At 66.5% G+C, this 23,263-nt stretch carries 24 protein-coding genes; 3 read left to right on the top strand and 21 right to left on the bottom strand.

The annotated features are described in order from the left end of the window. From ACOADB_RS22940 to ACOADB_RS22885, 12 genes are all read right to left on the bottom strand, one after another. A partial coding sequence (locus tag ACOADB_RS22940) for an NAD(P)/FAD-dependent oxidoreductase (protein ID WP_378604126.1) occupies positions 1–428 on the bottom strand: 428 nt, incomplete at its 3' end. A gap of 4 nt (positions 429–432) precedes the next feature. Next, the gene (locus ACOADB_RS22935; RefSeq protein WP_378604123.1) at positions 433–1,203 is read right to left on the bottom strand and encodes an SDR family NAD(P)-dependent oxidoreductase; all 771 of its coding nucleotides are present in this window, start codon (positions 1,201–1,203) and stop codon (positions 433–435) included. Between the two features lie 75 nt (positions 1,204–1,278). Continuing rightward, positions 1,279–1,914, bottom strand: a complete 636-nt coding sequence (locus ACOADB_RS22930) for a carboxymuconolactone decarboxylase family protein (RefSeq protein ID WP_378604120.1) — start codon at positions 1,912–1,914, stop codon at positions 1,279–1,281. A 204-nt stretch (positions 1,915–2,118) separates the two neighbouring features. After that, a complete protein-coding gene (locus tag ACOADB_RS22925; RefSeq protein ID WP_378604118.1) occupies positions 2,119–2,874 on the bottom strand; it encodes an SDR family NAD(P)-dependent oxidoreductase in 756 nt (251 codons plus the stop codon). Positions 2,875–2,910: 36 nt separating this feature from the next. Next, complete coding sequence (locus ACOADB_RS22920) at positions 2,911–3,786, bottom strand: TIGR03619 family F420-dependent LLM class oxidoreductase (protein ID WP_378604115.1); 876 nt, start codon at positions 3,784–3,786, stop codon at positions 2,911–2,913. Between the two features lie 70 nt (positions 3,787–3,856). Beyond that, entirely contained in the window at positions 3,857–4,798 is a 942-nt protein-coding gene (locus ACOADB_RS22915; RefSeq protein ID WP_378604112.1) for an alpha/beta hydrolase, read from the bottom strand. Further along, positions 4,791–6,629, bottom strand: a complete 1,839-nt coding sequence (locus ACOADB_RS22910; RefSeq protein ID WP_378604109.1) for an FAD-dependent oxidoreductase — start codon at positions 6,627–6,629, stop codon at positions 4,791–4,793. The genes ACOADB_RS22915 and ACOADB_RS22910 overlap by 8 nt, the downstream gene beginning before the upstream one ends. A 230-nt stretch (positions 6,630–6,859) precedes the next feature. Then, complete coding sequence (locus tag ACOADB_RS22905) at positions 6,860–7,378, bottom strand: nuclear transport factor 2 family protein (protein WP_378604106.1); 519 nt, start codon at positions 7,376–7,378, stop codon at positions 6,860–6,862. An 88-nt stretch (positions 7,379–7,466) separates the two neighbouring features. Beyond that, on the bottom strand, positions 7,467–7,877 hold the full coding sequence (locus tag ACOADB_RS22900) for a nuclear transport factor 2 family protein (protein ID WP_378604103.1): 411 nt from the start codon (positions 7,875–7,877) through the stop codon (positions 7,467–7,469). Between the two features lie 152 nt (positions 7,878–8,029). After that, positions 8,030–9,640, bottom strand: coding sequence for an AMP-binding protein (locus ACOADB_RS22895; protein WP_378604100.1), 1,611 nt, complete (start codon positions 9,638–9,640; stop codon positions 8,030–8,032). Then, positions 9,630–10,670: a hypothetical protein gene (locus ACOADB_RS22890; protein WP_378604097.1), complete on the bottom strand. Its 1,041-nt coding sequence runs from the start codon at positions 10,668–10,670 to the stop codon at positions 9,630–9,632. The genes ACOADB_RS22895 and ACOADB_RS22890 overlap by 11 nt, the downstream gene beginning before the upstream one ends. Then, positions 10,670–11,815 carry an acyl-CoA dehydrogenase family protein gene (locus ACOADB_RS22885; protein ID WP_378604094.1) on the bottom strand — a complete coding sequence of 382 codons (1,146 nt, stop codon included), beginning with the start codon at positions 11,813–11,815 and terminating at the stop codon, positions 10,670–10,672. Before ACOADB_RS22885 ends, ACOADB_RS22890 begins: the two co-directional genes overlap by 1 nt. 78 nt (positions 11,816–11,893) lie before the next feature. Between ACOADB_RS22885 and ACOADB_RS22880 the strand changes: the two genes are divergently transcribed. Then, entirely contained in the window at positions 11,894–13,057 is a 1,164-nt protein-coding gene (locus ACOADB_RS22880; protein WP_378604091.1) for an acyl-CoA dehydrogenase family protein, read from the top strand. A 4-nt stretch (positions 13,058–13,061) separates the two neighbouring features. Next, positions 13,062–13,823 (top strand): enoyl-CoA hydratase-related protein, encoded by a 762-nt coding sequence (locus ACOADB_RS22875; protein ID WP_378604089.1) that lies wholly within the window; start codon positions 13,062–13,064, stop codon positions 13,821–13,823. On the opposite strand, the gene ACOADB_RS22870 is transcribed toward ACOADB_RS22875, so the two are convergent. The 5 genes from ACOADB_RS22870 to ACOADB_RS22850 form a co-directional block, all read right to left on the bottom strand. Then, a complete protein-coding gene (locus ACOADB_RS22870) occupies positions 13,820–14,587 on the bottom strand; it encodes an enoyl-CoA hydratase/isomerase family protein (RefSeq protein ID WP_378604086.1) in 768 nt (255 codons plus the stop codon). The genes ACOADB_RS22875 and ACOADB_RS22870 overlap by 4 nt on opposite strands. 20 nt (positions 14,588–14,607) lie before the next feature. Next, a complete protein-coding gene (locus ACOADB_RS22865) occupies positions 14,608–15,384 on the bottom strand; it encodes an SDR family NAD(P)-dependent oxidoreductase (RefSeq protein ID WP_378604083.1) in 777 nt (258 codons plus the stop codon). Then, positions 15,381–16,142 carry a crotonase/enoyl-CoA hydratase family protein gene (locus ACOADB_RS22860; RefSeq protein WP_378604321.1) on the bottom strand — a complete coding sequence of 254 codons (762 nt, stop codon included), beginning with the start codon at positions 16,140–16,142 and terminating at the stop codon, positions 15,381–15,383. The genes ACOADB_RS22865 and ACOADB_RS22860 overlap by 4 nt, the downstream gene beginning before the upstream one ends. Further along, complete coding sequence (locus tag ACOADB_RS22855; RefSeq protein WP_378604080.1) at positions 16,139–16,906, bottom strand: SDR family NAD(P)-dependent oxidoreductase; 768 nt, start codon at positions 16,904–16,906, stop codon at positions 16,139–16,141. Before ACOADB_RS22855 ends, ACOADB_RS22860 begins: the two co-directional genes overlap by 4 nt. Before the next feature lie 155 nt (positions 16,907–17,061). Continuing rightward, the gene (locus ACOADB_RS22850) at positions 17,062–17,988 is read right to left on the bottom strand and encodes an enoyl-CoA hydratase-related protein (RefSeq protein WP_378604077.1); all 927 of its coding nucleotides are present in this window, start codon (positions 17,986–17,988) and stop codon (positions 17,062–17,064) included. Positions 17,989–17,997: 9 nt separating this feature from the next. Here ACOADB_RS22850 and ACOADB_RS22845 point away from each other — a divergent pair, with 9 nt between their 5' ends. Then, positions 17,998–19,035 carry a CaiB/BaiF CoA transferase family protein gene (locus ACOADB_RS22845; RefSeq protein WP_378604074.1) on the top strand — a complete coding sequence of 346 codons (1,038 nt, stop codon included), beginning with the start codon at positions 17,998–18,000 and terminating at the stop codon, positions 19,033–19,035. A 24-nt stretch (positions 19,036–19,059) separates the two neighbouring features. Here the strand turns inward: ACOADB_RS22845 and ACOADB_RS22840 are convergent, their stop codons facing one another. The 4 genes from ACOADB_RS22840 to ACOADB_RS22825 all read right to left on the bottom strand — a co-directional run. Further along, positions 19,060–19,506 carry a Zn-ribbon domain-containing OB-fold protein gene (locus ACOADB_RS22840; RefSeq protein WP_378604071.1) on the bottom strand — a complete coding sequence of 149 codons (447 nt, stop codon included), beginning with the start codon at positions 19,504–19,506 and terminating at the stop codon, positions 19,060–19,062. Continuing rightward, the gene (locus tag ACOADB_RS22835) at positions 19,503–20,708 is read right to left on the bottom strand and encodes a thiolase C-terminal domain-containing protein (protein ID WP_378604068.1); all 1,206 of its coding nucleotides are present in this window, start codon (positions 20,706–20,708) and stop codon (positions 19,503–19,505) included. The genes ACOADB_RS22840 and ACOADB_RS22835 overlap by 4 nt, the downstream gene beginning before the upstream one ends. After that, entirely contained in the window at positions 20,705–22,315 is a 1,611-nt protein-coding gene (locus tag ACOADB_RS22830) for an AMP-binding protein (protein ID WP_378604065.1), read from the bottom strand. The genes ACOADB_RS22835 and ACOADB_RS22830 overlap by 4 nt, the downstream gene beginning before the upstream one ends. Further along, on the bottom strand, positions 22,312–23,263 hold a 952-nt coding region (locus tag ACOADB_RS22825; protein ID WP_378604062.1), incomplete at its 5' end, for an AMP-binding protein. The genes ACOADB_RS22830 and ACOADB_RS22825, both read right to left, overlap by 4 nt.

The following is a 23,263-nucleotide window of genomic DNA, read 5'->3' as shown; positions in this document are numbered from 1 at the left end:
CCGTCGCAGGTGGCGCAGTAGGAGACGCCGCGGCCCGAGAGCTTCTCCTCGTTGGGCAGGTCGAGGTGGCGGTAGCCCGAACCGGTGGACAGGATCACCGAGCGTGCGGTGTAGGTGTCGGTGGCCGTCTTGACGACCTTGATGTCACCGGTGAGGTCGACCTCGACGACGTCGTCGGCGATCAGCTTGGCGCCGAACCGCTCGGCCTGGGCGCGCATCTCGTCCATCAGGGCCGGGCCCTGGATGCCGTCGCGGAAACCGGGGAAGTTCTCGACCTCGGTGGTGTTCATCAGCGCACCGCCAGCGGTCACGGAGCCCTCGAACACCAGGGGCGCGAGCTGGGCGCGGGCGGCGTAGATCGCCGCGGTGTAGCCCGAGGGGCCGGACCCGATGACGATGACATTGCGGGTCTCTGCATCTTGCTGCATGGCGCTAGCGACCCGTGTACCCGCCGTCGACATGCAGTGTCGTGCCGGTGACATAGCTTGCGTTGTCGGACAGCAGCCACACCGCGCCCTCCGCCATCTCCGAGGGCTGGCCGAAGCGATCAAACACGGACAGAAGGCTCGCAGTCGCCGCAGGATCGAGCCCGTTCATCTCGAGTGCCTCGAGCAGCATGGGAGTCTCAACGGCGCCGGGCGCCAAGGCGTTGATCCGGGTGCCGTGCTGGCCGTTCTCGATCGCTGCTGTCTGAGTGAGTCCGATGATGCCGTGCTTGGTGGAGGTGTAGATCGCTTGGTTGAACTGGGGGCGGAAGCCGTTCGCGGAGGAGATGTTGACGAGCGAACCTCCGCCCCCCTGCTTGATCAACTGGCGCAGCTCGTACTTGAGGCAGAGGGCGACGCCCTTCAGCTCGACCCCGATCAGTCGGTCGAAGTAGTCCTCGTCGAACTCCGACAGCAGTGCCGAGTCCGCCTGGATCGCTGCATTGTTGACCGCACCATCGAGCCGGCCAAACAGCTGGACCGTGCTCTCGACCATCGCCTCCACCGACGCGCCGTCAGAAACATCCGCCTTGACGAAGGCAGCGGTGCCACCCTCGCTGACGATCGAGTCAGCGACGGCCTGACCACCTGCCTCGTTGACGTCCGCGATGACCACCTTCGCACCAGCTGCCGCTGCGAGACGGGCCGTTGCCTCTCCGATGCCGCGGGCGGCGCCGGTCACGATGATCACTTTGTCCTGGAGAACCGGAAACGTCATTGCATTGTCCTTGTGGATTGTCAGTTGCGGAAGGTGCTGAACTGGGCGACGACGTCGGCTAGCTCAGACGAGGGATCAAGAGGCGCGGATGCCCGGGGCGTGGATCGTCTTGCCTGACATGTCCGCGCTGTTGATGAGCACGTCGCCCTCACCCCAGGGAGTGACGAAGCCTGAGTCGCGGTCCTTCTGGAAGCGCTCCGGGAGGTTCTCCACGATGTCCCAACTGGCTGTCAGCCGACCCATGCCGAGGGTGCCGCCGATCAGGACGCCCAGTTCGACGATCTGCTCCGGCGTGTAGAACTCGTGAAGCCGCTCGAAGTGCTCGTCCTTCAGCGAGAAGTGGTCGATCGACATGAGATCTGCGAGCTTCAGCGCGGCCTTCTCGGCATCAGTGAGGTCAGGTGCCTCTTCGGGACGCTCCAGGGAGCACACGAGTTCTTCGGTGACGCCCGACTCCTGGTTGCGGGTCGCCATGCACGTGCGGCACTGGTTGTGGAAGGCGATCCGCAGGCGGATGAGCTCCACGAGCCGGGGCTCGAGGTGGTTGTTGGTGTAGATGGACGCCATGAAGGTCATGACGGCCTCGGATGCCTTCGTGGACCAGGCAAGGATCTGCTGGTGGACCGGCGCCTCCGGACCGAAGACCGGGCCGTAGACGTCGGGCGGGCTCAGCGGCATACGGCGGGTGGCGACGTCTTCGACAACGCTCATCAGTGGACTCCTAAGGGGTGAGTAATACGGAAGGAATGTGATGTGGGTAATACTGACGGATACCGTACTTAATGTCAACGGATCGTCAGAAATTTAGGAACCAGCAGATTCGAGACCCGTTGGCTCGTTGGGCATGCGGGCGCGCATACGCCATTCGGCATCGCGCGATCTGCGCGAGCCGAGGGGGTTGACGTCGGCGCGTGCTCAGATGCCTCGGTTGAGCCCGCCGTCCACAGCGATGATCTGTCCGGTGATGTAGGACGCCTGGGCAGAGGCGAGGAACAAGATAAGTGACGCTGCCTCCTCCTGCTTGCCGAACCTGCCGAAGGGGAGGCCGCTCATCTTGATGTAGCCGTCCCGTGACGCGTCGTCCGGGAACATCTTGGAGAGCTGCTCGCTCTCGACCCGGCCCGGACCCACCGCGTTGACAGTGACTCCCGATGACGCCATGTACCGGGCATAGCCCTTCGACCACACCAGACAGGCCCCCAAGGCCGACATCGCCGCTGAAGGACCCGACGGCTCGAGGATGCACGCGAGGGTGATGACCCGACCTTGGTCACTGGCCTTGAGGAAGTCCTCGAACGCCTCGGTCATCCGCCTTTTCTGGTGGAAGTTCAGCTCGAACTGCGACTGCCAGACGTCCTCGGTGAGCACGGTGCCAGGCTGCTCGGCGCCACCGGCATTGTTCACCAAGATGTCGAGACCACCGTACGCGTCCCCCACTTGCTCCCGAACCCGCTGCGAGACCCCTGGTTCGAGGAGGTCCGCTGCGATAACGAGCGGACGATCGGCACCGCTCCCTGCGATCTCGTCAGCCAGGGCGTCGAGCTCGTCTCCGCGGCGCCCCAGCACAGCGAGCCGAACGCCCTCCGCGGCGAGCATCGTCGCCGTCTTTCGACCGATACCGGCCGTCGCGCCCGTGACGAGTGCGACCTTGCCCTCGATGTTGAGGTCCATCAGTCCGTTCTCCTGCTTCTTCGGTGAGGCGCGTGGCTAGAGGTCTACGACGATCTTCTGCAGCGTGGCGCCGAGGTCGGCGAGCACATCGACCTTGGCCGCATCGCCGGCCCGGGCGACGTCGGGACGCCAGGGGCAGCTGACGATGATGTGGTCGACGCCGTAGCCGCGAAGCTCGCGGATGAGCGCGGGGTCGGGCTGCTTGATCATCGCGACGTACTCGAACGGCCGGTCATCCCTGCCGGCTTCCTGGCGCATCTGGTTGATCGTCTCGATCTGTCCCTTGACTGCGTCGGGGCGCGGAGCGCAGATCCAGCCGTCGCCGCGGAGCGCCGCTCGCTTCATGGCGGGGGCGGCGTGCCCGCCGAAGTACATCGGGATGGGGGTGGACGGTGTGGGGTTGGTCCCCATCGCCGAGATGCTGTAGTTCTTGCCCTCGTGCCGCTCGGACACGCCTTGCCAGGCGCGGTCCATGATGTTCAGCGCCTCGTCGAAGCGGGCACCACGCCCCTCCCACGGAATGCCCAGCTCGTCGTACTCCTCCTTCATCCAGCCGATGCCCACGCCGAACGAGAAGCGGTTGCCCGAGAGGTTCGACAGCGTTGCAGCGCCGTTGGCCGACTCCAGCGGATGACGCAGGAGCAGGAGGTAGACCGACGTCATGAACCGCAACGTCGTGGTCGATCCGAGGATGGCGCCGGCAGTCGCCCACAGGTGAAGGAGCGGGGCGTTGTGGTCGATCGAGCGCGGACCGTCCGGCGTCGCCTTGTAGGGGTAGTCGGACTCGATGTTGACCGGGTGCATCAGGTGCTCGCCCATGGCGATGCCGGTGAAGCCCGAGTTTTCGGCGGTCTGCGCCAGCGTGACGACTTCGTGGGGATCGGTGTAGGCGAGGGAGAGTGAGAACTTCATGGAAACCTCCGATAGGCGATTGGGTTCGTGACGAGGATCGGCGTCGTAGTGCCTGGGTCGGCTCAGTGACTCAGTGCAGAGCGGCTGGGGCTCGGCGGTTGCCGAACCACGTCGCTGCGTCGGTCAGCGACTGGTCAGCCTCGGGCAGGTTGCCGGCGAAGAGCTGGAAGACGTGGGGCACGCCCTTCCAGGCACGGAACTCGACGTCGACGCCCGAAGCAGAGGCACGGTCACGCGCTCGGGTCGCGTCATCGAACAGGATCTCCGAGCTGCTCACGTGCACCAGGAGCGGCGGTAGGCCGGCGAAGTCCATGTAGAGAGGTGAGATCGACGGATGCCGGACGTCGGTGTCGCCGGCGTAGAACTTGCCGAAGGCCTCCAGCGTCGGCTTCGTGGTCCAAGGGTCCTCGGCCGCCAACCGCTCCATGGACTCACCGGTCAGCGCGAGGTCCAGCCAGGGTGAGAACAGCATCGCGCCGGCAGGGAGATCGTCCCCCGCGTCCCGGATCAGTGCCATGACGGCGAGCGCCAAGCCCGCTCCGGCGCTGTCTCCGGCGATGACGATCTCATGCGGGCTGTGACCAAGCTCCAGGAGTGCGTCGTACGCCGCCTTGGCGTCATCAAGCGCGGCGGGATAGGGGTTCTCGGGTGCACGGCGGAAGTCGAGGCCGTAGACCTCGGTCGAGCAGCTGTGCGCAAGATGGGCCATCAGGCGGCCGTGACTGTCCAGCGACCCCATGACGTAGCCGCCGCCATGGAGGTACAGCATGACCATGCCCGGCTCTGTGCTGTCGGGCACGTAGTGGCTGGCTTCTCGGCTGCCCAGTCTTGTGGACCTCAGCTCGACGTCGTCCCGGGTGGTGGCCCACTCTCCGATGGAATCGGTTGCCTTGCGGCGCTCGTCCATCGTGAGGCTCTGCCCCAGGCCGATCACTCGCGCCTTGTAGTCCTGGATGAGCTGGGCTACCTCGTGCGCCTGGCGGCTCGGCACTGTGGTGACCTCGTCAGTCATGGGTTCCTCCGTTCTGGGCGATGAAGCCGTAGCGGTTCTCGGTGACGTGACCGTCGAGCTGGCCCTTGATCATCGCGGCCATGCTCGGAGCCAGGTGTCGGCCCGAGGCGAACCCGCTCGAGGTGAACCACAATCCGGGCTGAGCCGTCGGCTTGTAGGTGTTCCTGAGTTCCCCGACCTCGTCGAACCCGCCGATGTCGCCGACCCTGTCGGCGACGTCGCGGCCGAACAGGGCCTCGGTCTCGTACCTCTGGTTCATGTATCCGGTGGCCAGGATGACGGTGTCGAACGGCAGGATCTGGCCGCCCGACATGGCCAGTCCCTCAGGCACGAAGGACACCACGTCCTCGGCCTGGTGGACCTGAATGTCCCCCGAGATGATCAGCTCGGAGGCGCCGACGTTGAAGTAGTAGCCGGCGAAGGTCTCGTAAACCTGCCAGAGGAAGCCGTTCTCCGGCCTGCGAATCCGCAGGCCGGCCGCCTCCAGCGACTGGAGGAGCTCCTCGTCCTGATCGATGCACATCTGACCGAGCTGGCGTAGCCCGCTCTTCAGCACCGGGTAGGCCCAGCCGGCCATGCTCATGAAGTCCGCCTCGGCGAGCGGCGTGCCGTCGAAGAAGGCAGGCGGGTAGCACAACTTGGTGGTCTCGAGGTCGACCACCGTCACGGGACTCCGCTGCAGCATCGCAACCTGCGCACCGTTGAGGTGCAGCTCGCGGGCCGTGTCGTGTCCGCTGGTGCCCACACCCACGACGAGGACACGCTGACCGGCGTGGTCGGCCCCCTGGCTGAATTCCTTGGTGTGCAGCGTGTTGCCGGCAAAGGAATCGAGCCCAGGCATCTCGGGGCGATAAGGACGACCACCGACACCACCAGTTGCCATCACCACATGGCGCGGGTGCATCGTGCGCTCCGTGCCGTCGGCGAGCCGGAGCACCACCTGCCACTTCCCGGACGCTTCGTGGTACTCGCCACTGACGAAGTCGGTGGCACTCCAGTAGTTCAGCTGCATCGCCTCGACGTAGAGCTCGATCCAGTCGGCGAGCAGGTCCTTGGGCAGGTACTGCGGATAGGTGTCGGGAAACGGCAGGCCTGGAAAATGCACCATGTCCGTCTCGTTGTGCAGCGCCAACGAGGCGTACCGGGTACGCCAGTTGTCACCTGCACGCGGGAACCGGTCCACCACGAGGACATCGGCGCCGAGGGACTGCAGATGGACCGCGGAGAACAGCCCGTGGTGGCCGCCGCCGACGACGACGACCTCGGGGTCGCGGTCAGCGTAGCTGGCGCGCTGCTTGCGCACGTCGTGCCAGCTCAGGTCGCCCGATCGGTCGAAGCCGGCTCCGCGCGGGCGGCGCTTCTCGGCGCCGACGATGCCTTCCAGCCTGGTGAGGAGCATCCAGGCCTTCAAGCCGTCCTCGGTCTCGAGCAGACGGACGACACCGGTGCCGTAGCCGGCCTTGGTCCGGAAGGAGATGAACGCCTCGACGACCTCGCGGCCCGAACGCACGATGCGCTTCGGTGCCGAGCGCTCCGGGGACAGCCGGAACTCGGTCGGCTGCACGTCGACGACGCTCGCCTTCATCAGCTTCTCGATCGTGTCGATACCGCTGACGTTGCCGAGGTCCCACGTGAACGCGCCCATGTCCCGCCAGTGGGAGTCGGCGACGAAGAGATCGGCGAGCCCGGCGAAGTCCTGTGCGCTGAGCAGGTCCTGGAACGCCGTCAGCCAGCCCGTGACGTTCTCGTCTAGGCTCAACTGGTCACTCGGGCGCGAGGTCACATCGAGGTTCATTTCTTCCTCCGCGATCGATGGTTCGGTGTCGGCCACACTGGGATCGTGTGGCCCGCGACACATTTAAATAGTGACGGCAGCAGTACAGAAAGTCAACCTCTTCTGCGCACCCCAATGCCCCCAATAGCCGCGCAAGCGCCGTACGCCGCCGGTCTCACGTATAATTACTGGTCGTCTTGCGTCGGTATATGGGTAGGCCGTCGCCCCTCCCGCGCCCAGACAGGGGAAATGCTTGGCCGGCAGACGCCAGAGCCGTCTTGGAGTCCCTACGGTGCGTAGGCGTAGAGGAACCGACGGGTGAGCCGAAGCTCTGAGATCAACCACCGGCCGTCCTCGCGGACGTACTTCTCGTGGTAGTGCCCCCATCCGTGCACCCGGGAGATCGGCGCTCCCTGTGAGAAGTGGATGATGTCCTTGAACGGCCAGACAGCCGTTGCATGGTCGGCGTCGACGACGTCGATCTGCGGATTGAACATCTCGTGATAGAGCGCAGGGGCGGGTTTCGCGGTCAACGTCTCGAGGATCGATGCCCGCCCGAACCGCGGCCAGGGCGCGCGCCGGTCCTCCAACTCCTCCAGCACCTCGTACGACACCTCGCAGCCGGTCGGATCCCACTCACCGGTCACCGGGTCGCGCGCGATGAAGGCTCCGCGTTCGTCCCAGACGCACTCCTCCGTGAAGAGTGCCGCGTACCGTTCCCAGTCGCTCGCGAGCACGGCGAGCTCGTAGTGCGCCTTGGTCTGACGGATCCCCTCAATGGCGGACAGACGTTCAATGTCCTTCAAGACCGTGACCTTTCTACGAGGAAACCCCCGAGTGATGCGCAGACCACGGCCTGCGACACTCGGGGGTCTGCGTCAAGAGATCAGCAGATCACGCCTCGCCTGCAAGAGCCTTGGTGATGGCTGCTGTGTTCCAGTACCAGTTCCGCTCGCTGACGGCCAATCCGTCGCGGAACTCCCAGATCTCGTTGACGTACGTCTCGATCGGCGTCTCGTTGGGGCCGATCTTCCCCTCCAGGTGCACCACGGTGCAGATGCGCGTGCCGTCCGGGTCGACGACCTGGAACTGGGGCGTGAAGTTGGTTCCTCCCCACACCGTTCCGAAGATGTGGGCGATGTGTTCCATGAAGGCGTCCGGGCCGCGATAGATGCCGCCGTAGGGCATCCCCTCGTCCTGGTGGAGGACGAAGTCGGGCGACAAGAGCCCGCGCGTCGTCTCGTTGTCGCCTGCCTGAATGGCCTTGACCAGCTTCCAGTAGAGGTCGTAAGCACTCTCGCTCATTGTCGGCTCCGGTTTCGTGAAGTGCGAGCATTTCGCTCGCTGGTGGTGGGCGGCCCGAGTGGACCGTGGACGAATCACGAACATCCCGGCTCCCGGGTGGCCGTGAGGTGGATCACGCCTACTACATAAACTGACGGATTGCGTTCAGCATGTCAAGGGCCACTGCTCCGCGAGTTCGTGTCAGCCCCCGCCGTCGAGCGACGCCGTGCCGACTGCGACCCGTCCCAGGTCTGCACGCCGGGCCCGCGCGATCGCAGCACGGCCTTCTGGACCTTCATCGTCGGAGTCTTGGGCAGCTCGTCGATGAACTCGACGAACCGCGGGACGGCGAATGCCGGCACGTTCTTGGTCATGTATTCGATGAGATCGCTCGCCGAGAGCGAGGCTCCGTCGGCCAGGACGACATAGATCATGACCTCGTCCTCGGACCATTCCGACGGCACGGCGACGACGGCACACTCGGCGATGGCGGCATGCTGCAACGCGGCTTCCTCGACCTCGCCTGAAGAGATGTTCTCCCCGCGACGCCGGAGTGCGTCCTTCAGGCGGTCCACGAAGTAGTAGTAGCCCTCGTCGTCGCGCCGGAAGAGGTCCCCCGTCCTGAACCAGCCGTCCTCCGTCCAGGCATCAACTGTTGCTTCTGGGTCGTTGAGGTACCCCAGGTTCAGTGTCGAGCGATCGCCGCCCACCTGAAGCTCGCCGGTCTCTCCCACCGCAGCTTCCGCACCATCGGCGTGGACCAGCCGGACAGGAAAGCCCGCTTCCTTCCCGCAGGACTGGTAGGTCTGGGCCGTGACCGACTCCCCTGGAGGCGTCAGGAAGACGTTCACGATCTCCGACATGCCGTAGGTGGCCACGACCCGGTCGATGCCGAAACGCTCGGCGAACTGCTCGACGAAGGGGGGCACGGGTCCTCCCACACAGGCACGCACGGGGTTGTACGCATCGTCCGGTCCCCGCTCGGATTCCATGAGGAAGGTCATCATCGCGCCGATCAACAAGGTGTCGGTGCATCCGAACTTGCGTACGTCGTCCAACCAGGCCGACGTCTTGAAGCTCTCGCGCGTCACGAGCGACGTCCCCCGCGCTGCCGCGCGATAGAGCGGACCACGGGCAGACCAGTGGAAGGTGGGGAAGGGGTTGTAGTACGTGCCGTCGCCGTCCGGGTCGAGAGCTTCGGCCACGACCAGAGTGCCCGCGCAGCGCCCCCAGGGCACGAGGACACCCTTCGACCGACCCGTGGTGCCGGACGTCAGGATCACGCAGGCGGGGTCGTCGAGGGCACCGTCCACCACGGGCACCAACGGCCCTCCAGTTGCCAGCAGCTCGCCTGCGATCAGGAACTTCTGCACGGGCGCATTCGACATGACGACCACGGGGATGCCCAGATCACTCAGCAGGGGCTCCCACGTGGCGCAGAAGCGGGGGTCGATGACGACCACCTTCGGGCGAATCGTCGTGAGGACCCGCTGCAACCAGCTTCCCTTGAAGGCGTGGTTGAGCGGCGCCTCCAGCGCGCCGATACCGGCGGTCCCGATCCATGACACAGCTGCATCGCGACCAGACACCAGCATGGTGGCGACCACGTCACCCTTTCCCACGCCCAGCCCGGCCAGCACCGCACTCCAGGCTCGGGACTCGTCGTGCAGCTCACCCCACGTGAGCCGGCGCTCCGCCTCCACGACCGTCAGAGCGACTTGGTCCGCTGCGGCCTCTGCCCTCGACCTCACGAGGCCGGGCAGCGACACGGAATCATTCTTCATCGGACATCCCGTACTGGAAGAGCGACATGGTCGTCGTTCCGATCACTTCGTCGCGCTGGTTCTGGTAGACCTCGAACCGAGAGAGGAAGTACCCCTCACCGAGCTTGGTCTGACGTCGGCCCGAGCAGTTCAAAAGCTGGGCCGTGGAGTGGATGACGTCCCCGGGGCGCACGACAGCTCCGAACTCCGCATGTCGTCGTTGGACGATCACCTCGCGTGCATGCGGTGCACGCCACTCGAAGGGCCAGTCGGACTCGACCACGCCCGGCCAAGCCGATTGATCGATCGCGTCGATGTCCGGCGCCGAAGCCGAAACACCCACCTGGCCCGCTCGGTTGAGGTTCCAGATCGACATGGACGCCGCTGGCGCCCGCACCCTGCCCGTTCCTCCGGAGAGGTTCTGGTACGCCGGGTTGGCGTCCCGCACCATGTCACACCAGTAGCCGATCTGCGCCTCGCTGACCGGGTACGGAGCGTGACGCACGAAACGTTCGCCCAATCTGCCGTGTAGTTCTTCGGGCATGTCGTCAGCCAGCTCCACGGCGGGCGCGGCGGCCGTCAGGAGCCGCGGTGACGGCGCGGCACCGGCGGCCGGCAGGTCGAGCACCATCACGGCGCCGGCGACATCGTGACCATCCGTCGTCGAGATCAGCACCTCGATCTCGACAGAGTGCCGCTCACCCTCTATCCAGGTGCGCAGCACCTTGCCGCCCACCACGGCGACGTCACCGAGGCACAGCTGGTCCTTCATCGTGAGCGTCATGCTGGCGAGGACTGACTGCGGTCCACTCCAGTCGGTGGCACACCGGCTGAGCAGAGCCTGCAGGTAGGCCGTGTTCACGAACGCGTCGCGGATCCCGAGGCCGTGACAGAAGTCCCGGTTGTGGTGGTACGGCATGACGTCGCGCGTGCCGACGACCGCCAGCACGATGGTCTTCATGGTGATGGGCAGGGTGAAGCCGTCGATCTGCTGTCCCTCGGACACGTCGTGCCAGTCGCGCGAGACCATGCCCGAGGCGCGTGCCGACATCAGTAGCTTTTCGGGAGGCCGAGGGACTGGGTCGCGATCTGGCTCAGGACGATGTTGTTGTTGACGGGTCCGAGCTCGGAGAGCTTGGCCTGGAGGAAGAAACCGATGATGTCGGTCTCCATGTCAGCGAACCCTCCGCCGTACACATTCGCGGAGGCGTTCGTCGCCTGGCTCACGGCCATGCTCGCGAGGTACTTCGTGGTGCTCGACTCGATGCCGACCTTCTCGCCGCGGTCGAACGCAGCAGCGGTCTTGTACAGATAAGCCCGCGCAGCCTCCGTGTGCGCCTTGGCAGCGGCGAGCGGGTGCTGGACCGACTGGTAGGTGCCGATGGGCACGTCGAAGGGGGCACGGGTCGAGGCGTGCTCGGCGGCCTTCTTGAGGACGTAGTCAGCCGATCCGATGTTGATCGCAGCGACGATCATCCGCTCCGGGTTCAGGCAGTCGAAGAGCACCTTGAGACCGTCGCCGTCGGGCCCGAGGAGACTCTCGGCCGGCAGCTCCACGTCCTCGAACGAGATCGAGTACTGCTTCTCGGCCTTATGGATCCCGATGTCCATCGGCGAGGCCGAGATCCCGGGTGAGTCCGGGCGCACCAGGAAGAGACTGATCCCCTCGGTGCGGTTGTCGGGGTCGTACGGCGTGGTGCGTGCGACGACCAGGCACCACTCGGCCTCCAGGAAGCCGGTGATGTAGTACTTGGAGCCCGACAGCCGGTAGGTGCCATCGTCCTGCTTCAGTGCCGTCGTCCGGATCTTGAACGTATTCGAGCCGGCGTCGGCCTCGGTGATGGCGAACGAGAACCGGGACTCACCGGTCGCCGTCGCCGGGAGGATCGTGTTGCGTTGGTCATCGGTTCCGTACTTCACGATCGGGATGCGCGACATGAAATTGGGGACCGCCGACTGAAGGTTGAGTCCTGCAGACGCCTGCCAGTCGATCGCGTGAACGAGATCTGTGAGGTCACCGCCGATGCCGCCGTACTCCTCGGGCAGCCCGAGGCCCAGCAGCCCGGTCTCGGCCCACGCATCCCACAACTTCTGCGGGACCTCGTTGGCGCGCCCGGCGTCGGCGACGTGGCGACGATCGACCCTCTTGATGATGTCGTCGCAGACCTGACGAATGTCCTCGAGTGCTTCGCTCACCGTTGCTTCTCCTCCTGCTGGGACCACTGACTATGGTTAACTATACGTTAACCGTCAAGTAATTAGAAGGAGTCCCGGATGTCGACACTGCCTCGTTCAATCTACGACCAGGAGCACGACGACTTCCGGGGAACCGTGCGCGCCTTCATCAAGAACGAGGTGTCTCCCCATGCCGCGCAGTGGGAGGAGGAGGGCATCATCGACCGCTCGATGTGGCTGGCCGCGGGCAAGGCGGGTCTTCTCGGCCTGAACGCACCCGATGAGCTGGGGGGCGGCGGGATCGACGACATCCGGTTCCCGATGATCGTCCAGGAGGAGCTGGCGGCATGCGGTCACGCCTCGGTCGCCGTGTCCTTCGCCATGCAGAACGAGGTGGTGCTGCCCTACCTCCTCGAGCTCGGCACTCCCGAGCAGAAGGCCCGCTGGGTTCCCGGCGTCTGTTCGGGCGAGGTCGTGCTCGCGGTCGCCATCACCGAGCCGGGTACCGGCAGTGACATGGCGGCCATCAAGACGTCGTACAAACGCGTCGACGACCACCTCGTGCTGAATGGTTCGAAGACCTTCATCTCCAACGGCATCCACGCCGACGTCGTCATCGTCGCTGCCCGCGACGCCGACAGCGACGACCCTCGGGCCTTCACGCTGCTGGCCGTCGAGCGCGGCATGGGCGGGTTCGAGCGGGGACGCAACCTCGACAAGGTCGGCCTGCACGCCCAGGACACGGCCGAGCTCAACTTCACCGACGTCGCCGTTCCCGAGAGCAACGTGTTGGGCGAGCACCACATGGGCTTCAACTACCTGAGGCGTTTCCTGGTCAAGGAGCGCGTCGCGACAGCGGCCGGCGCGGTCAACCACGCCGAGCAGTATCTCGCCTGGACCGTCGAGTACACGCGCAACCGGACCGTCTTCGGATCGCCCGTCGCCGCGCTGCAGAACACGAGATTCGTGCTGAGTGAGCTCGCCACCGAGATCCAGATCGCCCGGGTCTTCGTCGACCGCTGCGTGGAGCTGTTGCTGGAGGGCACCCTCGACGAGAGCACGGCCGCAATGGCCAAGTGGTGGTGCACCGAGCTACGCGTGAAGGTCGCGGATCGCTGTGTCCAGCTGCACGGCGGCTACGGATACATGCTCGAGTACCCGATCGCACGCGGCTTCATCGACTCGCGGGTGGAGACGATCTATGCCGGAACGACCGAGGTGATGAAGGAAGTCGTCGCACGGTCAGTGATCGGGCGGCTCTAGGCCCATGCCCGTCACCTGGTCGGCGCGCAACTCCGTCCTGCACGTCACGCTCGACCGACCCGACCGCCGCAACGCGATCAACACCGAGATGGCCCAGCAGATCGAGCAAGCGCTCGACGTGCTCGAGAACGACCCCTGGCTCCGTGTGGCGATCATCAGCGGCGCGGGCGGCCACTTCTGCGCCGGGACCGACCTGCGTCTCGAGCGCAGCCCTGCCACAGCTCGCGGCGGCGAGTACGGCATCGTCCGGCGGCCGCGGAACAAGCCGCTCATCGCGGCCATCGAGGGAGTCGCCTTTGGCGGCGGCCTGGAGATCGCGCTGGCCTGTGACCTCATCGTGACCGCCGATTCCGCTCGGCTCGCACTGCCCGAAGCACAGCGCGGCGTCGTCCCGACCTGCGGCGGGATCTTCCGCGTGCTCGAGACTCTTCCCGAGGGCGTGGCCATGGGACTGCTCCTGGCCGGCGACGAGATCGACGGTGAATCGGCGGCCCGACTGGGGCTCGCGACCCGCCGCGCCGAGCACGGAGACGCCGTCGCTGTCGCCCAGCGGCTCGCGCTGGACGTCTGCCGCTCTTCCCCCATGTCACTGGCCGCTCTGCTCCGAGCCCTGCGACGCATTCGCGCCGTGTCGACGGCGGAGGGCTGGGCTGCCACCGAGGGGGCGATCGACGACATCAGCGCCGGCCCCGACATGGACGAAGGCATCACCGCCTTCTTCGACCGCCGCCTCCCGCGCTGGCACCCTGAGTCCCGGCCGAGCTAGAGCTTCTCGATCTTCTCCAGGAACTCGGGGTCGACGACCGAGAGACGCTCCCAGGCCAGGGTGAACTCGGCGATCGAGCGGAGCTGCGACTCGTACTGCAGGTTGAAAGCCCGCTTCGTCGACTGGACGGACAACGCAGGCAGCTGCGCCAGTCGATCGGCGTAGGCCCGTGCCGTCGTCGCGAGGTCGGCACGCGGCACCACCTTGTTGACCATGCCGAGACGATGGGCCTCGGCAGCCGGAAGGCGATCTCCGAGCAGGACGTACTCCTTCGCGATCTGCATGCCAACCGACAGGGGCCAGGCCACGCCTCCGTCCCCCGCGGACATGCCGAGCATGACGTGGGTGTCACGGTAGAACGCGTCCTCGCTCATCACGACAACGTCCGCCAGCACTCCCAGGCTGGCGCCGAGCCCGACTGCCCCACCCTGGATCGCCACCACGACGGGAAGACGGCACGCGAGCATCCGGTCGAAGATGCGGTGACCATCGCGAAAGGCCGCCTCGCGTTCGGCCCTGTCCTTCTGCTGGGACTTGAACCACTCGTAGTCGCCACCTGCGGTAAACGTGTCGCCTTCCGCCTGGAACAGGACGGCTCGGGCGTCCACATCGTTCTCCAACCTCAGCCAGAACTCCGCCAGCGCCGCATGCATCGACGCGTTGATGGCGTTGCGCTTGTCCGGCCGGTTGAGCGTGGCGATCCTCAGCGGACCGTCGGCCACGACGGAGAGCTCGTCGGGAAAGTCGTCGTAATGGTTGGTCACAAGAGCACCTTTCTCTTCCGCTAGTAGGGGAAGGTCCCTCCGTCGACCATCAGGACCTGTCCCGTGATGAAGCTCCCCGCGTCCGAGACGAGGAGGAGCGCCGGCGGCACCATCTCCTCCGGGCGGGCCAGACGCTTCAGGAGACTGGACGACTCCATGGCCTTGATCGCTTCGGCGTCGTTGTTCTGCACCATGTCGGTGTCCGTCGCGCCAGGGGCGAGCGCGTTGACCCTGATGCCGTGCTCGGCGTACGACGCGGCCATCGCCCTGGTGGCTGCGACGAGACCGTTCTTGCCCATCGCGTACAGGGCTGCCTGCGGTGAGTACATGAAGGCCCAGGGGGAGATGATGTTGAGCACCGCGGAACCAGTGCCTGCCTTGAGGTGGGGAAGCGCCTTCTCCACCAGGAAGACCGGCCCCCGCAGGTTGACCGCGATCGACTTGTCGAACGCCTCTGGCGTCAAGGAACCCAACGGCTGCGTCAGGGAGTTGGCAGCGTTGTTGATGACGATGTCGATGCCGCCGTGGCGCTCGACCGTTCGGTCGACGAGGGACGAGATGCTCTCGAGGTCACCCATGTGGCAGTCGAGACCGATGACGTCACCGAAGTCCGAGAGCTCGGCGGCTGCGGCCTCGCTCGAGTCCCGCTTGCGCCCGGTGATGACGACCCGTGCGCCGCGAACGGCGAGCCCTGCTGCGATCTCACGACCGATGCCACGCGTTCCGCCGGTGACGATTGCGGTCCTGCCGCTCAGGTCGAACATGTCGCTGACTTCCCTCCTGCTGATGCTCGTCATCGGCCCGTCCAGACCGGGGAGCGCTTCTCGGCGAAGGCCTTGGGGCCCTCCTTGGCGTCTTCGGAGTGGAAGATGGTGTCGATCAGCGGTTGCTGCAGCTTCCAGAACTCGGCTTCGTCGACGTCCAGGCTGCAATAGATCAGCTCGCGGCTCGCGCGGAGCGCTGAAGGCGCGTTGCGACCGATCGTCCGGGCGAGCTCCAGTGCCTCGCCGAGGGCGTTGCCAACTGGGACCACCCGGTTGACGAGGCCGTGGCTGTGTGCGAGCTCGGCATTGATCGGCTTCGCTGTCAGCGCCATCTCCAGAGCGACCGAGACCGGCACCCGTCGCGGGAGTCGGCACAACGCGCCTCCGGCAGCAAAGAGACCGACCGCGACCTCCGGTACGCCGAAGCGTGCGTGGGTCGCCGCCACCACCAGGTCGCAGGTGAGTGCGACCTCGAGGCCACCGGCGAGCGCGAAGCCCTCGACCGCAGCGATGGTCGGCTTCTCGCCCACACGCGTCAGGAACGGCATCATGTCCTTCGGCGCTCCGTGCTCGGCAAAGGCCTTCAGGTCCATGCCAGCACTGAAGAAGCCACCGGCTCCGGTGATCACCCCGACCCGCAGGGCAGGGTCCTCATCCAGTCGCTCGACGGCTCGCAGGAGCCCGGTCGCCACAGGTCCGTCGATGGCGTTGCGGGCCTCGGGCCGGTTGATCGTGATGAGCAGGACCGTCTCGTCCAGCACCTCGGTCACGACGCTGCTGTCAGGTGTCATTTCCACGGCAGCCGAACCCCACCGTCGACCCGCACGACCTCGCCGTTCATGTAGTCGTTGACGACGAGCTCGCGCACCATCGAGGCCAGTTCGTCCGCACGACCGAGACGCTTGGGGAACAGCACGTCCTGCCCGAGCTTGGCCTTGAAGTGCTCCGCCTCCGGGCCCGTTCCGTAGATGGGCGTGTCGATCAGACCGGGCACCACGGTGTTCACTCGCACGCCGAGGGCTGCGAGGTCACGGGCGAGCGGAAGGGTCATCCCCACGACGCCTCCCTTGGATGCCGCGTAGGACACCTGGCCCACCTGTCCCTCGAAGGCCGCGATGGAGGCGAAGTTCACGATGGCTCCGCGCGCACCCTCGTCGGAGGGCTGCTGCGAACCCATCGCTGCTGCACCCAGTCGGCAGACGTTGAAGGTGCCGATCAGGTTGACGCGGAGGTGCCACTCAAACTCCTCCAGCGGCAGGGGCGTCAGGTCGCGCGCCACCGTGCGCGTCGAGCGGCTCACGCCGGCCGAGTTCACGATGACGCGGAGCGGTCCGACCTCCTGAGCTGCCGCGATCGCGGCTGACACGTCGGCCTCGCTCGACACGTCGGCACGGACGAACGTGAAGCCGTGCTCCTCGGCGACCGACTCGCCGAGCTCGGCGTTGAGGTCGACGATGACGGGCCGAGCACCGGCGGCACCCAGGGTCTTCGCCACGGCAAGACCGAGGCCGGAGGCCCCGCCCGTCACGATGGCAGCCGCAGACTCGATGTTCATCGGCCGGCTCCGTTCGGCAGCAGCGGGGTGTTCGGCGTGGACCGCATCACTTTGTTCCTTCGTTCGATCGACCAGACGGTGTGGCCGGGGCGGGATATATATCTGACGTTTTGCGTACAGTAATCGACTGTAGCACCGGCAGCTGGTGCACCGAGTCAGTCCGTCTGCCAGACGGCCGGGCGCCGTTCGACGAAGGCCCGGGCGCCTTCCATGGCGTCGGGCGCGGCGCCGATCTCGTTCATGAAGGGCCGCTGCAGATCCCAGTAGTCGGAGAAGGAGACGTCCCGCCCGAGCTCGAGGAGGCGCTTCGACGATCGCACCGCCAGCGGAGACATCTCCGCCATGCGCTTGGCCACCGCGAGCGTCCGTCCGTACAGGTCGGCCTCGTCGTCGACCAGGACGCTGACGAGGCCTGAGCGGTACGCCTCCTGGGCATCGATGGGCTGACCGGTGAGCACCATCAGGTTCGCCAGACCCTCGCCGACCTTGCGCGGCAGGCGGTAGATGCCGCCTGCCCCGGCGATCAGTCCGCGTCCGACTTCAGGCAGGCCGAAGGATGCCGTCGGCGACGCGATGACCACGTCGCACGCAAGTGCGATCTCGAGACCACCCGCGTAGGCCTGGCCGGCAATGCCGGCCACGAGGGGCTTCGCACTGCCTCGCCGGACGAACTTGAAGAGGCCCCGAGGGGGGCCCGACGTCATGAAGTCCTTGAGATCCATGCCCGCACAGAAGGTGGGCCCGTTGGCCACCAGGACGCCGGCACGGAGGCCGCGGTCCTCGTCCAGCCGCTCCAGAGCCGCCACCAGCAGATTACCCAGCTCGGCATTGACGGCGTTGCGTCGCTCCGGGCGATTGAGCGTCATGACCAGGCAGTGGTCGATGACCTCGAGCTCCAACACAGACGACATGACGACCCTTCGATAGGCGAGAAACAATAGGATACGCTGATCGTCAGCAAATGCGCCAGCATGTCGTGCAACCGAGGTCCAGGAGGACAGATGCCCACTGCACCGCATCAAGCAGGACCGCTCACCGGGCTGAGGATCGTCGAGCTGGGCGGGATCGGGCCTGGCCCGCACGGCGCCATGATGTTGGCCGATCTCGGTGCCGATGTCGTCCGTGTCGAGCGTCCCGGCTACGACTTCAACCAGCCTCGACCTGACACCGTGCTGAGAGGCCGTCGCATCGTCGTCCTCGACCTCAAGTCCGAGGAGGGCCTGGCGGCTCTCACGACGCTGGCGGGTGCGGCGGACGTGCTCATCGAAGGCTTCCGGCCCGGCGTCGCCGAACGGCTCGGCTTCGGACCGACCGTCTGCACCGACCTCAACCAGCGTCTGGTCTACGCGCGGATGACCGGTTGGGGACAGTCCGGACCGTTGGCCCAACGCGCGGGCCACGACCTCAACTACATCTCCCTCACGGGTGCGCTCAACGCCATCGGGCCTTCCGGCTCCAAGCCGGTCGTCCCGATCAACCTGGTGGGGGACTACGGCGGCGGCTCGATGGTCCTGGTGCAGGGGGTGCTGAGCGCCCTGGTCGAGCGATCCGTCTCGGGTCTGGGGCAGGTGGTCGATGTCGCCATGGTCGACGGCACCGCCGTGCTCGTGCAGCAGATCCTGTCACTGCACGAGCGCGGTCTGTGGTCCGCGACGCGGGGCTCCAACACCCTCGACGGAGGAGCACCCTTCTACGACACCTACGAGTGCTCCGACGGCAAGCACCTCGCGGTGGGCGCGCTCGAACCGCAGTTCTACCGCGAGCTCCTCGCCGGTCTGGAACTCGAGGTCCACACCCTGCCTGATCGTGACGACCCTGCTCAATGGCCCGCACTACGTGCAGTCTTCACCGAGCTCTTCCGGCAGCGTCCGAGGGATGAGTGGGCAAGTCTCTTCGAGGACACCGATGCCTGTGTCACCCCCGTCCTCGACTTCGACGAGGCCGCCCGCCACCACCACCTGGTCGCTCGCAGTACCCGTATCGACGTCGAGGGAGTGAGCCAGGCCGCGCCCGCGCCGCGCTTCGACCGCACCCCGTCGTCGGTTCCGTCGCCTCCGCCGACCGCGGCCACGACCACCGCAGAGGTTCTGACCGACTGGCAGGACGCGAGCGGGACGCAGGATCGTTGAGGGGAACGGCGAGCCCGGGAGGACTCAGTCCTCCGGGTCCGTCGTCCACTGCAGCAGCGTGTACGCACCATCCGCGGAGTCCTCGAAGACGCCCCTGACCGGGGTCCCGCACGACACCTCACGCTCGGCAGGTCCGAGCAGGTTCCCGATCAGCCGGACGCCACCAGCGCCCGGAAGCTCAACCAGCACCAGGAGGTAGGGAAGCCGGGTGGCCAGCTGCGGCCGGACGGCGTGCCACGCCCGCGTCCAGCTGTAGATCCGACCGACCGGCTCGGTCTCGGTCCACTCCAGCCCGAAGGTGTGGCAGTTGTGGCAGATGACGTCGGGGGGCCAGCTCCACGTGCCACAACTGGAGCAGCAGGGCAGGACCAGACGGTGCGCGCGAAGTGCCTGGTGGTGCGCGAGGTCCGATCCATCGGGCAGCGGAACCGGGGTCACCACCGGGTCGGCGAAATACCTCTCAACGCTCACAGGACGTCCTTCCTTCCGTAGATCACCGATGTACTGACCGATGTCATCGGTCCGCCTGCACACAGGCAGGTCTTCGCGTCCGGCACCTGGTTGACGGCTGTTCCCCGCAGCTGCCGGACAGCCTCCACGTGCATCTGCATCGACTGCACGTAGGCCTCGGCGAAGTTTCCGCCGGATGTGTTGAGCGGCAGGGCTCCGCCGGGCGCGGTGAGATTCTCGAAGGTCAGCACCTCGGCCGCCGTCTCAGGTGTGCAGAAGCCGTGCTCGATGATCGCCATGACGACGCCGGCTGTGAAGTTGTCGTAGACCTGCAGGACGTCGATGTCCGCAGGCGTGAGGCCGGCCTGGTCGAACAGCCGAGGTGCGAGGGTCTTGAACCCACCCGTCACGTAGTCGGGGACGTTCTCCTGCGCGGCCGAGCGGAACGGACCGCCCCCGGCCGCAGCGAGGATGTAGACGGGATCGTGTCGCATGGCCTCGGCCTGAGCGCTGTGGGTGATGAGCACGGCCGCGGCGCCATCGCTCTCTGCACAGCAGTCGTAGAGGTGGAACGGCTCCGAGATCCATCTGGAGTCCTGGTACTGCTCGGACGAGAGGGTGCGTCCGTGCATCACGGCACGAGCATTGGTGCTGGCGTGGTGGTACGCCGTCCGCGCGACCGCCTCGAACGTGCTCGGGTCCACCCCGACGACCTCGAGCAGGCGCTGGGCACGGAGGGCGTACTTCTGCGGCGGCGTCAGGAAGCCGTGAGCAGCGCTGATGCCGCCGAGCCCGTATCCGGAGGCCTCGCTCGAGGGGGAGCCGCCGCCCCCGTACGCGCCGGAGCCGAAGCGGGCAGCTGGCGGCTGGGTGATCGCGCGGTAGGCGATCACGTTGTCTGCCATGCCTGTAGCGACCGCGGCAGCGGCCAGGCCGATGTGACCGCTGGACCCGCCGCCGCTGATCGTGGCCTGCATCGCCGAGACCTTCAGGTCCTTGATACCGAGGGCGGCCGCGATCTTCGGAGGCTCGTTCTTGTCATTGCCGAAGGAGACCAGGCCGTCGATGTCGCGGACGTCGATCTGCCCGTCGTCAGCCGCGGCGATCACCGCCTTGAGGCATAGCGCGAACTCCGAGTCGGGCGACGTGCCTCGCTTGTAGAAGGTGCTCTCGCCGATCCCGACGATGGCAGCGCGCCCGCGCAGGCTCCGGTTCCCATTCATCGGACACCCGCCTCCGCGATCGTCAGGTATTCCTGTCGAAGTTGCTGCTTGAGCATCTTTCCCGAGAGGTCACGCGGCAACTCCTCCCGGAAGTCGACGGTGCGCGGACACTTCACGTCGGCGAGTCGGGTCCGGCAGAAAGCCATCAGCTCGCCGGCGAGTGCCTCAGCCGCGGCATCGGTCAGCGGCATCTCGACCGGACGCACCACAGCCTTGACCTGCTCACCGAAGTCCGGGTGCGGAACCCCGAACACCGCGACATCGAGGACCGCCGGATGCGTCGACAGGGCATTCTCCGCCTCCTGCGGATAGATGTTGACGCCTCCCGAGATGATCATGAAGGCCTTGCGGTCGGTGAGGTAGAGGAAGCCTTCCTCGTCGACGTGGCCGACGTCGCCCAGGGTGCTCCAACCCTTCGGGTGCCGGCTCCCTGCCGTCTTCGCAGCATCTCCCCGGTACTCGAACTCCGGGCCCTTGCCGAAGTACACGGTGCCGGTCTCGCCCGTGGCCACCAAGTCTCCGTCGTCGTCACAGATGTAGACCTCGCAGCCGATCGGTCGGCCGACCGTGCCCGGGTGCGCGAGCCACTCGGTCGAGTCGCACAACACGAGGCCGTTGCTCTCCGTGCCCGCGTAGTACTCGTAGACCACCGGTCCGAGCCAGTCGATCACCTGTTCCTTCAGGTCGCGCGGACACGGGGCTGCGGAGTGGATGAAGTAGCGGAGGCTCGAGACGTCGTGTCCCAGGCGAACCTGGTCCGCCAGACGCATCATCCGCAGCATCATGGTCGGCACGACCTGGGTGTGGGTGACGTGATGGCGCTCGACCAGCTCGAGATACGCCGCTGCATCGAACTTGTCCATGATGACCGCCGTGCCCCCCAAGGCAGTCGTTGCCATGACGAACCGGATGCCTGCACCGTGGTAGAGCGGCGCCGGCGAGAGGTAGACCGTGCTCTCGTCGAAACCGAAGAACTTCTTGGCGGCGTACGAGGTGCCGACCGCCGCCGTCTCCAGCGGCGCCTGCTTCGTGGGGAGGACGATCGCCTTCTGGCGCCCCGTGGTGCCAGACGAATACAGCATGTCGCTGCCAGCCACCCGGGGCGGGGGAAGGGGGTCCGCGGCCCGGGCGTCGACGACGGACTCGTAGGACTCGAAGCCGTCGATCTCGCCACCGACCGCCAGCAGAACGCTGCCATCGGGGAGGTCGTGGCCGACCGCTGCCCCGACCGCGGCGAAGGCGGCGCTGCAGATCATCGCCCGAGCGCCGCTGTCTGCAGCGATGTAGGCGACCTCGTCCGCAGTCAGGCGCGTCGAGCAGGTCGTGTAGACCAGACCGGCATAGTGCGCTCCCCAGATGGCCTCGACGAACCTCTGGTGGTTCTCCATCAGGACCACCACGTGGTCGCCCGGAGCCAGCCCGCGCTCGGCGAGCGCGGTCGAGAGGCGGTTCGCCTGTGCGTCCAGCTCCCGGTAGGTCTGGGTCCAGCCCGTGCTCCCGTGAATGACGGCGACACGGTCAGGTGCCTCGATCGCGTACCGACCGGGATACCTCTCGGGGCGGGAACGGGAATCCAGCGTCATGTTGCCCTCGTTCACAGTGCTCATGCCTTCGTGGTCGCGCGGCGCTGGTCGCGGGTCACGCCCAGACCCATTGCCACCAGGTCTCTGGTCGTTGCCGTGAGGCCGGTTCGGCGCAGTTGGTCCTTCATCACTCGTCCGGCAGCATTGCGCGGCAGTTCTGGCAAGAGCTCCACGAACTGCGGCACAGCGAAGTACGGGAGCTCGACCGCCATGTGAGCGGCCAGGGCCTCGAAGTCGAACGCATCAGGATCCGTCACGACCAGGCAGGCCTTGATCGCCTGATCCAGCTCACCCTCGATCTCGACACCGTGAACGGCCACCTCCACCACTCCGGGGGCGCGGACCAGGCTTCGTTCGAGCTCGAACGCGGACACGTTCTCGCCTCGGCGGCGCATCGAGTCCTTCTTGCGGTCGACGTACTGGATCTCCCCGTCCACCAGGCGGCCCATGTCGCCGGTGTGGAACCAGAGGCCCTGGAAAGCCTCCACGGTTGCCGCGTCGTCGTTCCAGTAGCGCTCGAACAACGCGTGCGGCACGCGTGGTCGCACGACGATCTCTCCCACCTCGCCCGAGCCGACGCTGTGGCCATCGCTGTCGTGCAGGTCGACGACAAGATCAGGTGCGGGCTTCCCGGCCGTCCCTCCGACGCCCTGCTCCTCGAAGCGGTTGTAGGCGATCGGGTAGCACTCCGTCTGACCGTACTGACGGGTCAGGGCACGGATGCCGAAACGCGCCAGGAACTGCTCCTGCTCCGCCACCGAGAGCTGCACCGTCGACATTGCCCGCAGCGTGTGCTTCTTGTCCATCGGCGAGGCCGGCTGCTTGAGCAGCGCCTGCGCGATCCAACCGACACCCACGGCAACCGTGCCGCCGACCTCCGTCGCCCGTGCGAGGTATCGCGAAGCGGAGAAGGCTGTCTCGAGCACGACCGGGATCCCCAGCGCCAGCGCGCCAAGGAGCGGCGTCTGCCCG

Origin of the sequence: Nocardioides sp. CPCC 206348, from assembly GCF_048654705.1 — a bacterium.
Classification (GTDB): domain Bacteria; phylum Actinomycetota; class Actinomycetes; order Propionibacteriales; family Nocardioidaceae; genus Nocardioides.
This window is presented reverse-complemented; position numbering and strand designations above follow the sequence as displayed.